A 12,525-nucleotide genomic window follows, 5' to 3' on the forward strand; every position below is an offset into this window, starting at 1 on the left:
GGCATATCCGTGATGTCGGCCCGCCCGGCGGTGCCCGGCCGAGGCAAGCCTGTCCGCGGGAGTTTTGCAATGGCAACCGAGACCGCCCGGCCCGAAACCCGCGCTGCCGCGCCGCTGCCCGGCGACGAGGAGCACCAGCCCTTCGCCGCGCTCTCCGACATTCCGGCCGCCGGCGCGGAGGCGGTTGCGGCGCTGGCGGCACGGCTGACCACGCCCGCGGCAGGGGAGCGGCTCAACCGCTGGCTGGCGCGCACGACACTGAGGCTGCAGCCGGGCAAGCGCCGACGGGCGATGGAGACCTACCGTGCCATCATCGGCGACGCGCCGGGCATGCCCGCGCCCGAGACCTATGCCGAGGATCTGCTGACGGTGCATTTCAGCCAGCAGCTGGCCACCAACCGGCTCGGTCACGACCCCGCCTGGCGCCCGGAGATCACGGTGGCGCCCGAGGGCGTCGCGGCAATGGCGTCGGCGCAGGCCCGCGGGCAGGGCTGCGTCTGGTGGTGGCTGCCGCAGGAGCATCTGGAATGGCTCGGGCGGGTGGTGGCCCATGATCTGGGCCTGGACTACCACCACATCTCGCATCGGCTGCATGGGCCCTCGCCCACGAAACTCGGCGTGGCGCTGCTGAACCGGCGGACCTGGGCGATGGAGGGGCGGTTCTCCCGGCGCATCGTGCTCGGCCGGGAGAGCGCGCGCCCGGCGCTGGCAGAGGCGCGGCGGGTTCTCGAGGCGGGCGGTGTGGTCGGCTTCCGCGGCCTCGGGCGCGGGCGCAGCGCGCGGGCCTATCCCTTCTTCGGCGGGCATATCTGGGTCGCCATGGGCGCGCCGGTGACGGCGATCCGCGCGGGCGCGGCGCTCTTCACCATCGCGGCCCGGGTCGAGCCGGGGGAGCGGTTCCACGTCGAGATCCGGCCGATGGCGTATGATCCCGAAGCCGGCCCGGAGCCGTTGGCGGCCGAGTTCGCCCGGCGCCACGAGGCGGCGACGCGGGCCTGTCCGGCGCTCTGGTCGGCGCTGCGTCGCCAGTGCCGCCCGGGCCCGCCGCCCGAGGGACCGCCGCCGCCGACGGTGTGAACCGTTTCCCGCCCCGATCCTGCCCCGGACGACCGGCAGGAGCCGGCCGCGCGGCGGCGACCGGCAGAGCATCGGCCGGGCGCCGGCGGCCCGGCACGGCTGGCGCCGGGAACGTGGGCGGGATCAGGGGCGGGCCTCGGCCAGCAGCGCGTTGAAATATCCGGTGATGCGGCGGGTCGGCCAGCGCTCGAGCCGCTCCCAGGCGGCGAGGCGGGCGCGCAGGCGGGCGGCGGCGGCCTCGCCGCGCCGCTCGGCCCGGGCGGCAAGGCGGATGGCGATGGCCCGCGGGCAGTGCAGCACCGCCGTCTCCTCCCGGATCGCGAAGCCGGCCGCCGCGACCGCGCGGCGCAGCGCCGACGGCCGCAGCGTCGCGCCGCAGGGATAGGGCACGAGCCCGCTGCGCAGGAGCCATGCCTGCGGCAATGCCTGGCGCAGCGCCAGCACCGGGTTCGACGGATTGTCGAGCGTGAGCAGCAGGAGCCCGCCGGTGCGGAGCACCCGGCGGATCTCGGCGAGCGCGCGGGCGATCTCCGCCGCGGTCTCGAAATGGTCGAGGGAGGAGAGCGAGACCACCGCGTCGAAGCGGCCATCGGCATGGGGCAGGGCGCGGAGATCGGCGATCTCGCCCCTGAGGCGCGGGTAGCGGGCCCTGGCGGCGGCGACCACGCTGGGCGCGATGTCGATGCCATGCAGCTCGGCGGCATGTGCGGCGAGGTGCCCGGCGGTGCCCGCGGCGACCGCCTCGTCGAAGAGATCGGTCTTGAGCACGGCGCCGAGCCCTGTCGGCAGCCAGCGCGCGATCAGCCCGGCCGAGACGGCATCGGCATGGGCGCGCCAGAGACCCTGCCGCGGGGCGGCGATCCAGTCGGCGCCGACGCGCTCCCAGACCGCCGCGTCGCCGGCGGCCCTGCCGGAGGGCTCAGGCGGCGACACGCCCCTCCTCCACGGCGTGGCAGGCGCAGCGGGCGGCGCCGGCGGCGACCAGCTTCGGCACCTCGCGGCGGCAGCGTTCGCCGGCGATCGGGCAGCGCGGCGCGAAGGGGCAGCCGGCCTGGGCCCTGGTGATGTCCGGCGGCTCGGAGGCCGGGCGTTCCTTCGAGAAGCTGCCGCCCTCGAGCTTCGGGATCGAGCTCAGCAGGAGCTGGGTGTAGGGATGCCGCGGGCGGGCGAAGATCTCTGCCGTGGTGGCAAGCTCCATCACCCGGCCGGCATACATCACCGCGACGCGGCTGCCGAAATGGCGCACCACGCCGAGATCGTGGGTGATGAAGAGATAGGTCAGGCCGCGGGCCTCGCGCAAGTCGGCGAGCAGGTTGAGGATCTGCGCCTGGATCGAGACGTCGAGCGCCGAGACCGGCTCGTCGGCCACCACGAACTCGGGATGGGTCACCAGCGCGCGGGCGATGGCGATGCGCTGGCGCTGGCCGCCGGAGAACTCGTGCGGCAGCCGGTCGGCCCAGTCCGGCGCGCAGCCGGTGGTCTCCATCACGTCGATCACCCGGTCGCGGACCTCCTCGGCCCTGCTGCCGGGGATCAGCGCGCGAACCGGCTCGGCGAGGGTCTGGCCGACGCTGCGCCGGGGGTTGAGCGAGGCATAGGGGTTCTGGAACACCATCTGCATCCGCGCGCGATAGGGCCGGCGCTGGCTCTCGGAGAGCCGGTCGATGCGGGTGCCGCCGAAATGGATCTCGCCGGAGGAGGGGCCGAGCAGCCCCATCACGATGCGCCCGAGGGTGGTCTTGCCGCAGCCCGATTCGCCGACCACGCAGAACGCCTCGCCGCGGTCGATCTCGAGATCGACGCCGCCGAGCGCCTGCAGCTTGGGCTTCTTGAGCGCCAGGAAATGCGAGGGCAGGCGGAACTGGCGGGTCAGCCCGCGCACCGAGACCAGCGGGCCGGTGGCCGCGGGCGGCGCGGGCTCCGGCGCCTCGGGTGCGGGGGTGTCGGGAGCGTCGGTCATGTGCGGCCTCCCAGCGGCAGGTAGCAGGCGACCCGGCGCCCGGGCAGGTCAGGCTCGAGTTCGGGACGCTCGAGATGGCAGCGGGCATAGGCATGCTCGCAGCGCGGGCGGAAGGCGCAGCCCTCGGGCAGCGCGCCGAGCGGCGGCATCGAGCCGGGGATCTGGGTGAGCCGCGCGCCGGGCTCGGTGTGGCCCGGCAGCGAGGCCAGCAGCCCCGCGGCATAGGGATGGCGCGGACGGGCGATGACCTCCGAGGTCGGCCCCTCCTCGACGCAGCGGCCGGCATACATGATCATCAGCCGCTCGGTGACCTCGGCGACCACCGCGAGATCGTGGGTGATCAGGATCAGCCCGACCTCGCGCTCGCGGCAGAGCCGCAGCAGCAGCGCCATGATCTCGGCCTGGATGGTGACGTCGAGCGCGGTGGTCGGCTCGTCGGCGATGATGATCTCCGGCTCCGCGAGCAGGGCGATGGCGATCACCACGCGCTGGCGCAGGCCGCCGGAGAGCTCGTGCGGATAGGCGTCGTAGCGCGCCTCGGCCTGCGGCACCTGCACCGCCTTCAGCATCTCGACCGAGCGCCGCCGCGCCTCGCGCTCGGAGATCCGGCCGTGCGCCTCCAGCGCCTCGGCCATCTGCCGGCCGATGGTGAGCACCGGGTTCAGCGTCGCCATCGGGTCCTGGAAGATCATCGCGATGCGCTTGCCGCGGACCCGCCGGATCTCGCGCTCCGACATTGCCAGCAGGTTCTGCCCGTCGAAGCGGATGCTGCCGCCGGCGATGCGCCCGGGCGACTGGATCAGGTCGAGGATCGCGAAGGCCAGCATCGACTTGCCGGCGCCGCTCTCGCCGACGACGCCGAGCCGCTCGCCGCGTTTCAGCGAGAGATCGACCCCGCGCAGCGCGAAGACCTCGTCGCTGCGGCCCCTGGGAAAGGCGACCCTGAGGTCGCGGACTTCGAGAAGTGCGCTCATGCACCCCGCCTCAGCTTGGGGTTCAAGGTGTCGCGGAGCCAGTCGCCCAGTAGGTTGAGCGAGAGGATCAGCAGGATCAGCACCACCGCCGGGAAGAAGGTGATCCACCAGGCGCCGGAGAAGATGAACTCGAAGCCCGAGCGGATCAGCGCCCCCAGCGAGGGCTGCGTCGCCGGCATGCCGAGCCCGAGGAAGGACAGCGCCGCCTCGGTGACGATCGCCTCGGCGACCTGGATGGTGGCGATCACCAGCACCGGCGTCAGCGTGTTGGGCAGCACGTGGCGGCGCATGATGGTGCCGGGCGAGAGCCCGATGGTGCGCGCCGCATCGACATATTCCTTCTTGCGCTCGGCCAGCACCGAGGCGCGCACGGTGCGCGCGAAGCGCGGCCATTCGGCCACCCCGATCACCGCGATCAGCATGAAGATCGCGAGGTCGGAATAGAGATCCGGCCCGAAGGCGGCGGAGAACACCGCCAGCGCCACGATCGCCAGCATCAGCGTGGAGAGCGAGAGCTGGATGTCGGCGATGCGCATCAGCAGGCTGTCGAGCCAGCCGCCGCGATAGCCCGCGATCAGCCCGAGCGTGACCCCGATCAGCATCTGCACCGCCACCGCGCCGAGCCCGATCAGCAGCGAGATCCCGGTGCCGTACATGATGGTCGAGAGCACGCCGCGGCCCTGCGGGTCGGTGCCGAGGGGGAAGCGGTCCTCGCCGCCCGGCAGCCAGGACGGCGGCATCTCGCTGTCCATGATGTCGAGCTGCATCGGGTCATAGGGGTTCTGCGGCGCCAGCACCGGCGCCAGCGCCGCCATCGCCACCAGCGCCAGCAGCACGATCCCGGCGCCGACCGCCGTCGGGTCGCGCAGGAAGCGCCGCCTGAATTCCGCCGCGCTCATCATGTCGTCGCCTCCGTCAACACAGGTGCCGCGGCATGGGCCGGGCCGGTCGGCCAGACCGGCGCCGCGGCCCGCGCCACCAGCCCGTGCACCGCGACCGCCGCGGCCAGCGCCAGCACCGCCGCCAGCGCGAAGACCGCCTTCACCGCCGCGGGGCTGGCGAGGCCGGGATGCGCGAAGAGCCGCCCCTCGGCCCGCGCGGCGCCGAGAAAGGCCCGCCCCGCCGGCAGCAGCCGCAGCCCGAGATTGATCGCCACGAAGCCGGCCGCGAGCGCCGCATGGGCCGCCGCCGCGAGCGCCGCGAGATCGGCGCCGAGCCAGGGGGGCAGCGTCATCACGCGCTCTCCCCCGGCAGCTTCACCATCGGGTTGATCATCGTGTAGATCAGGTCCACCGCCGTGTTCACCAGCACGAAGATGCCGCCGACGACGATGATGTAGGCGATGATCAGCGGGGTATCGACGCGGTTCACCGCCTCGAGGAACAGGAAGCCCATTCCCGGCCACTGGAACACCGTCTCGGTCAGGATCGTGTAGGCGATCAGCGTGCCGATCTGCAGCCCGCCCACCGTGACCACCGGCAGCAGCGTGTTGCGGAAGGCATGGTTGCGCACCCGCTTCTCCGAGAGCCCCTTGGCGCGGGCGAAGCGGACATAGTCCTGCCCGAGCTGCTCCATCATCTCGGCCCGGATCAGCCGGATGAACAGCGGCAGCATGATCGAGGCCAGCGAGATCGCCGGCAGGATGATGTGCAGCACGCCGTCCACCGTCAGCAGCCCGGTATCCCACCAGCCGAGATCCACCACCTCGCCGCGGCCATAGGCCGGCATCACGCCGAGCTCCACCGCGAAGATCCAGATCAGGAAGATCGCGGTCAGGAACACCGGCACCGAGATGCCGATGATCGAGCCCGACATGATCACCCGCGAGAAGAAGCTGCCGGGGTGCACCGCGCAGTAGATCCCCGCCGGCACCGAGAGCACGACGATGATCAGCGCCGAGACCAGCACCAGCTCGAAGGTCGCCGGGAACTTGTCGAAGATCACGTCGAGCGCCGGGCGCTTGAAGAAGTAGGAGGTGCCGAGATCGCCCTCGATCGCATTGGAGAGGAAGCGGCCATACTGCACCCAGAACGGGTCGTTGAGCCCCAGTTTCTCGCGCAGCTGGTCGCGCTCGGCCTCGGAGACCGACTGGCCGACGAGCTCGCGCAGCGGATCGCCGAGATTGTCCTGGATCGAGAAGCCGATGATGCTGATCACCAGCATCACGAGGGCTGCCTGGACGCTCCGACGCAGCAGAAAGGCGATGATGTGCATGTCACTCCCGCGGGCTGGCCCTCAGGCTGGCAGAGGCCATGAATCCCGCATACACGCCTTTGTCGGGGCTCGCAACGCGCATGACCGCGCGCGCCTCAGCCGCGCATCAGGGCGGCGAGCCGGTCCGCCTCGCGCTCTGCCGGGCTGCCCGCCAGAACCGCCAGCACGACCTCGCGGGTCAGCGCCGGGTCGCGCATCGGCCGCATGGTGACGCCCGGCCCGGCATAGCGCGCGACATCCGGCGCCGGCAGCGCGGTGAAGCCGAGCCCGCCGGCCACGCTCTCCATGATCGCCTCGATGCCGTCGAGCACCACCCGCCGCGCCGGTTGCAGCCCGGCGGCCGCGAGATGCGCCGCCACCAGCCGGCCGATCCCGGTCTCCGGCGCGAACTGGAGGAACCGCAGCCGCGCGAAGGCCTCGGCCGGCGCCAGCCGCTGCGCGCCGGGGGGGAGGGCATAGACCAGCTCCTCGGAGGCCAGCGTCACCAGCCGCAGCCCGGGCGGCACCGGATCGGCCCGGGTGATCACCGCGGCGTCGAGACGGCCGCGCGCGACCGCCTGCGCGAAGCTCTCGGAGAGCCCGGTCTCGACGGCGAAGCGCGCCCGCGGGGCCTGCGCCGCGGCGCGGGCGAGGAAGCCCGGCAGGATGCGCACGCTCGCGGTCTGGATGAAGCCGATGCGCCACTCCCCCGCCAGCCCCGGCCCGGCGCAGAGATCGCGCAGGCGGCGTTCCGCCGCCAGCAGCGCGCGAGCCTCCTCGGCCGCCGCCCGGCCGAGCGGCGTGAGCCGCGGCGGGCGGGTGGTGCGGTCGAACAGGCTGGCGCCGAGCTCGGCCTCCAGCGCCTTCATCTGCATGCTGACGGCGGAGAGCGTGAGGTGGCAGACCTCGGCGGCGCGGCTCAGCGAGCCGTGCTCGGCAATGGCAACGAGGCTCTGCAGCGCGCGCGGGGTCATGGGGTGGCCTTTGTTCAGGGTTCCTGAAGTTAATGGCCAGCTTTATTCGATTGCCCTTGAGATGAAAGGGCGTAGGGTCACGCCCATGTCACAGGATCGTGAAATCACCCCGCTGTCGCCCCTCGCTGCCACCGCCCGCCGGCTCGCCGAGGAGGTCTTCGCCCCCCGCGCCGCGATCTGGGACCGCGAGCGGCGCTTTTGCCACGACAACATCCCGCATCTCGTCGAGGCCGGGCTGATGGGCATGACCCTGCCGGTGGAATATGGCGGGCGCGGCGCCTCCTGGGCCGAGGCGGTGGCGGTGATCGACGAGGTCGCCCGGGCCTGCACGCTCACCGCGCGGGTCGTGGTCGAGGCGAACATGGGCGGGGTCAGCGCGATCATGGCCTATGGCAGCGAGGCGCAGAAGCGGCTGGCGGCGGAGCTGGTGCTCGCCGGCGACAAGCCCGCGATCTGCATCACCGAGCCCGAGGCCGGCAGCGCCGCGACGCAGATGTCCACCACCGCCCGGCGCCAGCGCGACGGCTCGTACCGCCTGCACGGCGCCAAGCACTGGATCACCGGCGGCGGCGTCTCGCGGCTGCACCTGATCTTCGCCCGCGTGCTCGACGAGGCCGGCAAGGACGAGGGCATCGGCGGCTTCCTGCTGGCCTGCGACCCGGCCGACCCGCCCGAGGGGTTCCGCGTGGTGCGGCGCGAGCGGACCATGGGGCTCTGCGGCATGCCGGAGGCCGAGCTCGCCTTCGACGGGCTGGCGATCGCCCCGGACATGGTGCTGAACCCGCCCGGCGGCTTCGCGCGCGGCTTCGCCCGGCTGATGAACGCCTACAACTCGCAGCGCGTCGGCGCCGGCACCGTGGCGCTCGGCATCGCCCGCGGCGCCGAGGCCCGGGCGCGGGACTACATGCTGGCGCGCGAGCAGTTCGGCCGGCCGATCGCCGAGTTCCAGGGCCTGCAATGGATGCTCGCCGATATCGACACCCAGCTCACCGCGGCGCGGCTGATGCTCGATGCCGCGGCGCGCTCGCGGGGGCCCGATGGCAGCCCGTTCCCCGATCCGGGGATGGCGGCGCGGGCCAAGCTGTTCGCCTCCGAGGCGGCGATCAAGGCGGTGTCGGACGCGCTGCAGATCTTCGGTGCCCGCGGCTACGGCGCCGAGGAGCCGCTGGAGCGGATGTATCGCGACGTGCGGATGTTCACCATCGGCGGCGGCACCGCGCAGGTGCTGCGCACGCAGATCGCTTCCGACCTGCTGGGCATGCGCCTGCCGCAGACCCGCGAGGGCTTCCTGGCGCAGGCCGACCGGATGGCGGCGGAGTAGCCGCGCCGCCAGCCGCCCCGCCAACCGCTTGGCCAACCGCCCGCCCGGCCGCAGGCCGGCGCGGCCGGGCCGGCCTCAGTCGGTTCGGGTATCGATCAGCTTGGTGACGATCTCGGCCCCGCGCAGCGCGCCGGCGACGCGGCGTTCCTCCAGCGCATCGGCGAAGGCCGCCGTCGGGTCCTCGAAGGGCCGCGGGACGGGGAACAGCTGCTCCTGCGTGTGGAAGGCGATCACCAGCGTCTTGCCGCTGCTCTCGTCGATCGTGAAGGCGATGATGCTGGGATCGGTGCGCTCGGCATTGTCATAGGCCACGCGCACCCGGCGCTCGCTGCGCACCACCTCGCCGAGCTCCTCGATCCGGGTCTCCTGCCGGCTGGCATTGGGCAGCAGGTGATAGACCAGCCCGTCGAGATCGACGGCGATGACATGGAGATGGCCCCAGGTCTTGTCGGCGGGCAGGCGGATGTCGATCAGCGGGTTGTCGCCCACGGTATAGACGCCGGTCGGGTTCTCCGGCTGGTCGGTCACCCCGCCATAGCCGAGCCAGATCGCGAAATCGGCGGCCGGCTCGGGCGGCAGCAGGCGCTTGACGCTGCAGACCGAGGGGTTGAGCACCGCGAGATCGAGGCTGAGCGTGCGGTCGCCGATGCGCCCGGCGATGGCGCGGCGGATCCGGGCCTCGTCCGGCGGCTCGGCGATGTGGCCGCTGATTCGCACCGTCTCGCCGAGCGCGAAGCGGTTGCCCTGCAGCGGGCGGTCGACCGCCAGCGGGCCGCAGCCGCCGAGCTCGGCGATCTCCGCCGCGAGCCCGGCGCGCGAGAGCTCGCGCGGCCCGGCCGTGATGTCGGCGGTGAAGGCATAGGCCGAGAGATCGGGCAGCGCGGCCGTCACCTGGTCGCGGATCCCGGTGCTGCCGGCCAGGCCCTCGAGCACCAGCCCGCGGTCGGAGATCGCGACCTGCCAGTCCGACAGCGGCTCGATGGCGCGCAGCAGTGCCAGCAGGTCGTCCGCGAGGGTCTCGCTGGGGGCGCCGCGGCCGAGATCGAAATGCACCTCCGGCGTGCCGGGATAGGCCCGGGAGAGATAGCTGGCGATGGCGTCGCGCCCGGCCGCGGCGGGCAGATGCCCGCTGGCGGTGATCGTGCCGTCCTCGGCGCGGGCGATCTCGACGCGATAGGGCGAGATCTGCGGCAGGCTGGCGCTGTCCACCGGCTCGGGATCGGGCTTCGGATCGGGGTCCGGATCCGGCCCGTCGATCACCTCCGGCGCGGGCGTCAGCAGGCCCGACTGCCAGATCCCGAAGCCGCCGCCGCCGAGCACCAGCAGCGCCACCAGCACGGTGACCATCCCGCCGCCGGACTTCTTCTTCTCCGGCTTGCGCGCGGTCTCCGGCGGCGGCGGGGGGGCGGCCGGCGCCTCCGGCCTGGAGTTGAGCAGGGCGCTGACCGCGGTCAGCTCCCCCGGCGTCGGCGCCGCGGCTTGCGGCGGCGGGGCGGTGCGCGGCGGCACGGTCTGCCCGGCGGGCGCGAAGACGGTGGCGTCTCCGCCGGGCGGCGCGGCGACGACGGTGGCATCCCCCGGCGGCAGCGGCATCGCGGTAAGCTGGTCGATGCGCCGAATCAGCGCCGCGGCGTCGTTCGGGCGGCGGCTCGGCTCGGGGTCGGTCAGCTCGGCCAGCAGCGCCTGCAGCGGCTGCGGCAGGTCGGACAGATCGAGCGGCAGCGCCTTGTTCTGCATCAGCTCGAAATCGTTGGCGCCGAAGGAGGGCGGCTGCCCGCGCACCGCCGCCAGAATCGTCACGCCGAGCGCGTAGAGATCCGAGCGCTGGTCGACCCGGCCCTGGATCTGCTCCATCGGCGCATACTTGTACTTGCCGGCGAACTGCCCGCCGGTCACGGTCTGGTCGGAGCCGGTGTCCTTGGCGATGCCGAAATCGATGATAACCGGCTGGTCGAGCCGGCCGCCGCGCAGCAGGATGTTGTCCGGCGAGAGGTCGCGGTGGATCACCCCCTGGGAATGGCAGACCGCGAGGCCCTCGGCGAGCCGCCGGCAGAGCGCCACCGCCTCGTCGGCGCCGAGCGGGCGCGAGCGCATCCGCTTGTCCAGCGGCTCGCCGTCGACGAAATCCATGATCAGGTAGATGTCGCCGTTCTCGGTGCGGCCGAGGTCGATATAGCGGATCACCACCGGGTGGTTGACCGCGCTGACCGCCTCCTCGCGGCGCATCAGCGCCACATGCATGTCGTTGCTGGTGAAGGCGGATTTCAGCGCCTTGATCGCCACGTTGCGTTCGGTGATCTCGTGGCGGGCGAGATAGACCTCGCCCATCCCCCCCCGGCCCAGCACCCGCTCGATGCGATAGGTGTTGTTGACCAGGGCGCCGATGGCAAAGACGTCCTGATCGCTCGGGGCGGCCATGCTTCCCTCCTTGCGGCGCCGCAGCTGTGGCGCGGCTCGGTTGCCATTAGCCCCGAAACTGGCCGCTAGGGCAAGCCGGTTGCAGCGCACTCACGAAAGCGCCGCAGGGGCTCGCGCGGCACCGCGGCGGGCCGGTCGGCCGCGCCCCGGACCTGGTCGGCCGCGCCTCAGCCGACGGTCTGGAATTCCACCCGGCGGTTCTCCGGCGCGCGCGGATCGCTGCCGGGCAGCGGGTGCCCCTCGCCGACGCCGAAGGCGCGCAGCCGCTCGCCGGGCAGGCCGCACTGGCGCACCATGTGGGTCCGCACCGATTCCGCGCGGCGGCGCGAGAGCCGGAGGTTGTGCGCGGCCGAGCCGCTGACATCGGTATGGCCGAAGATGTTGAAGCGGAGCTGGTCGAGCGCGCGCACCGCCTCGCAGACGGTCTCCAGCTTGCCGACCTCGCTCTCGCGCAGCACCGCGCTGTCGAGGGCGAACTCGATGCGGATGTTGACCGCCGCATCCGAGGGCATCGGCTGGTAGGCGGCCTCTTCCGGCGCCAGCCGGGCGCGCCCGCCGGTCCGGCCCGTGCCCGAGGCCGTGCCCGTCGCGGTGCCGGTGCCTCCCGCGCCGGTCGCCGCGGCGCTGCCAGCGGCGGTGCCGGCCCGCGTGCTGCCGGTCGAGACCACCGGCGAGACGCTGAGGCCGCGCTCGTCGACGATCTGCTGCTGTGCCTGGAAGCGCTGGATCAGGTCGTCCTGCGCCGCGGCAGGTCCGGCGAGGGCGCCGATGGCGAGGGTCGCCGCAAGGGCGCGGATGCGGGGCTGCATGACGGGCATCTCCCTGAACTGGAAGCGGGCGGGGCCGCCAGTGGTCCCGCCCGTGTGGCGCCGCTTCCGGGGTTCGGTTCCCCGGGGCTCAGCCGAGCGCCTGGAACTCCACGCGGCGGTTCTCCGGCGCGCGCGGGCTGCTGTTGCCGAGCGGGAACGTCTCGCCGAGGCCGACCGCCTGCAGGCGTGCCCCCGAGATGCCGCAATAGTTCACCATATGCGCCCGCACCGATTCCGCGCGGCGCTGCGAGAGCCGGAGGTTGTAGGCGTCGGAGCCGCTGGCATCGGTATGGCCGTAGATGCGGAACTGGCCGATCCCGGACTGCTGGATGGCGTTGCACAGCGCCTCCAGCTTGCCGAACTCGCTCGGCGCCAGCACCGCGCTGTCATAGCCGAACTGGATGCGGATGTTGATCTCCGAGCCCTCGGGCATGCGGACATACTCGCGGGCTTCCGGCGGCAGCGCGATGGCGCGCTGGGGCTGCGCGGCGGCCGGTTTCGGCGCGCGGGCGGCGGTGGTCGCCTGCGGCGCCGGGTCGGCTTCCGGCGCCGGGGTGGCGGCGGCGGCGCCGACCGCGGTCGCGCCGGTCGAGGTCACGGGCGAGAGCGACAGGCCGCGATGGGTCTGCTGCTGCTGCTGAAAGCGCTTCAGCAAGTCCGCTTCGGAGCTTTGCGCGGCTGCCGGGCCGGACTGGAACGAGAGTGCCATGGTAGCTGCCATGGCGAAGAGAGCGATGCGCATCGGGAAACTCCACCTGCTGTGTTTGCTAGGACGCGGGTCTGAATCGACCAATACCAC

At 72.9% G+C, this 12,525-nt stretch carries 12 protein-coding genes; 2 read left to right on the forward strand and 10 right to left on the reverse strand.

Features of this window, described 5'->3' with window-relative positions:
* The first annotated feature begins 69 nt into the window (after positions 1-69).
* Positions 70-1,077: a lysophospholipid acyltransferase family protein gene (locus QSJ97_RS05755; protein WP_285670698.1), complete on the forward strand. Its 1,008-nt coding sequence runs from the start codon at positions 70-72 to the stop codon at positions 1,075-1,077.
* A gap of 123 nt (positions 1,078-1,200) precedes the next feature.
* Here the strand turns inward: QSJ97_RS05755 and QSJ97_RS05760 are convergent, their stop codons facing one another.
* From QSJ97_RS05760 to QSJ97_RS05790, 7 genes are all read right to left on the reverse strand, one after another.
* Positions 1,201-2,010, reverse strand: coding sequence for a class I SAM-dependent methyltransferase (locus QSJ97_RS05760; RefSeq protein ID WP_285670699.1), 810 nt, complete (start codon positions 2,008-2,010; stop codon positions 1,201-1,203).
* Positions 1,997-3,037, reverse strand: coding sequence for an ABC transporter ATP-binding protein (locus QSJ97_RS05765; protein ID WP_285670700.1), 1,041 nt, complete (start codon positions 3,035-3,037; stop codon positions 1,997-1,999). Before QSJ97_RS05765 ends, QSJ97_RS05760 begins: the two co-directional genes overlap by 14 nt.
* The gene (locus QSJ97_RS05770; protein WP_285670701.1) at positions 3,034-4,011 is read right to left on the reverse strand and encodes an ABC transporter ATP-binding protein; all 978 of its coding nucleotides are present in this window, start codon (positions 4,009-4,011) and stop codon (positions 3,034-3,036) included. Before QSJ97_RS05770 ends, QSJ97_RS05765 begins: the two co-directional genes overlap by 4 nt.
* Positions 4,008-4,913 (reverse strand): ABC transporter permease, encoded by a 906-nt coding sequence (locus QSJ97_RS05775; protein WP_285670702.1) that lies wholly within the window; start codon positions 4,911-4,913, stop codon positions 4,008-4,010. The genes QSJ97_RS05770 and QSJ97_RS05775 overlap by 4 nt, the downstream gene beginning before the upstream one ends.
* Complete coding sequence (locus QSJ97_RS05780) at positions 4,910-5,245, reverse strand: hypothetical protein (RefSeq protein WP_285670703.1); 336 nt, start codon at positions 5,243-5,245, stop codon at positions 4,910-4,912. The genes QSJ97_RS05775 and QSJ97_RS05780 overlap by 4 nt, the downstream gene beginning before the upstream one ends.
* The gene (locus tag QSJ97_RS05785; RefSeq protein ID WP_285670705.1) at positions 5,245-6,225 is read right to left on the reverse strand and encodes an ABC transporter permease; all 981 of its coding nucleotides are present in this window, start codon (positions 6,223-6,225) and stop codon (positions 5,245-5,247) included. The genes QSJ97_RS05780 and QSJ97_RS05785 overlap by 1 nt, the downstream gene beginning before the upstream one ends.
* Positions 6,226-6,320: 95 nt before the next feature.
* Positions 6,321-7,178 carry a LysR family transcriptional regulator gene (locus QSJ97_RS05790; protein ID WP_285670706.1) on the reverse strand — a complete coding sequence of 286 codons (858 nt, stop codon included), beginning with the start codon at positions 7,176-7,178 and terminating at the stop codon, positions 6,321-6,323.
* An 85-nt stretch (positions 7,179-7,263) separates the two neighbouring features.
* On the opposite strand from QSJ97_RS05790, the gene acdA reads away from it, so the two are divergent.
* Positions 7,264-8,499 carry a 3-sulfinopropanoyl-CoA desulfinase gene (gene acdA / locus QSJ97_RS05795; RefSeq protein WP_285670707.1) on the forward strand — a complete coding sequence of 412 codons (1,236 nt, stop codon included), beginning with the start codon at positions 7,264-7,266 and terminating at the stop codon, positions 8,497-8,499.
* Between the two features lie 75 nt (positions 8,500-8,574).
* Here the strand turns inward: acdA and QSJ97_RS05800 are convergent, their stop codons facing one another.
* The 3 genes from QSJ97_RS05800 to QSJ97_RS05810 form a co-directional block, all read right to left on the reverse strand.
* On the reverse strand, positions 8,575-10,917 hold the full coding sequence (locus QSJ97_RS05800; protein WP_285670708.1) for a serine/threonine-protein kinase: 2,343 nt from the start codon (positions 10,915-10,917) through the stop codon (positions 8,575-8,577).
* Positions 10,918-11,084: 167 nt separating this feature from the next.
* A complete protein-coding gene (locus QSJ97_RS05805) occupies positions 11,085-11,726 on the reverse strand; it encodes an OmpA family protein (protein ID WP_285670709.1) in 642 nt (213 codons plus the stop codon).
* An 88-nt stretch (positions 11,727-11,814) separates the two neighbouring features.
* A complete protein-coding gene (locus QSJ97_RS05810) occupies positions 11,815-12,468 on the reverse strand; it encodes an OmpA family protein (protein WP_285670710.1) in 654 nt (217 codons plus the stop codon).
* Between the last annotated feature and the right edge of the window lie 57 nt (positions 12,469-12,525).

Origin of the sequence: Paralimibaculum aggregatum (genome assembly GCF_030270585.1) — a bacterium.
In the GTDB taxonomy this organism is placed as follows: Bacteria; Pseudomonadota; Alphaproteobacteria; order Rhodobacterales; family Rhodobacteraceae; genus Thermohalobaculum; species Thermohalobaculum aggregatum.

What these genes read in the sequence shown, in the direction of transcription:
- QSJ97_RS05785 (WP_285670705.1), bottom strand. Translation starts at nt 6,225, where the DNA reads ATGCACATCATCGCCTTTCTGCTGCGTCGGAGCGTCCAGGCAGCCCTC.
- QSJ97_RS05800 (WP_285670708.1), bottom strand. Translation starts at nt 10,917, where the DNA reads ATGGCCGCCCCGAGCGATCAGGACGTCTTTGCCATCGGCGCCCTGGTC.
- acdA (WP_285670707.1), top strand. Translation starts at nt 7,264, where the DNA reads ATGTCACAGGATCGTGAAATCACCCCGCTGTCGCCCCTCGCTGCCACC.
- QSJ97_RS05780 (WP_285670703.1), bottom strand. Translation starts at nt 5,245, where the DNA reads ATGACGCTGCCCCCCTGGCTCGGCGCCGATCTCGCGGCGCTCGCGGCG.
- QSJ97_RS05765 (WP_285670700.1), bottom strand. Translation starts at nt 3,037, where the DNA reads ATGACCGACGCTCCCGACACCCCCGCACCCGAGGCGCCGGAGCCCGCG.
- QSJ97_RS05805 (WP_285670709.1), bottom strand. Translation starts at nt 11,726, where the DNA reads ATGCAGCCCCGCATCCGCGCCCTTGCGGCGACCCTCGCCATCGGCGCC.
- QSJ97_RS05755 (WP_285670698.1), top strand. Translation starts at nt 70, where the DNA reads ATGGCAACCGAGACCGCCCGGCCCGAAACCCGCGCTGCCGCGCCGCTG.
- QSJ97_RS05770 (WP_285670701.1), bottom strand. Translation starts at nt 4,011, where the DNA reads ATGAGCGCACTTCTCGAAGTCCGCGACCTCAGGGTCGCCTTTCCCAGG.
- QSJ97_RS05790 (WP_285670706.1), bottom strand. Translation starts at nt 7,178, where the DNA reads ATGACCCCGCGCGCGCTGCAGAGCCTCGTTGCCATTGCCGAGCACGGC.
- QSJ97_RS05775 (WP_285670702.1), bottom strand. Translation starts at nt 4,913, where the DNA reads ATGATGAGCGCGGCGGAATTCAGGCGGCGCTTCCTGCGCGACCCGACG.
- QSJ97_RS05810 (WP_285670710.1), bottom strand. Translation starts at nt 12,468, where the DNA reads ATGCGCATCGCTCTCTTCGCCATGGCAGCTACCATGGCACTCTCGTTC.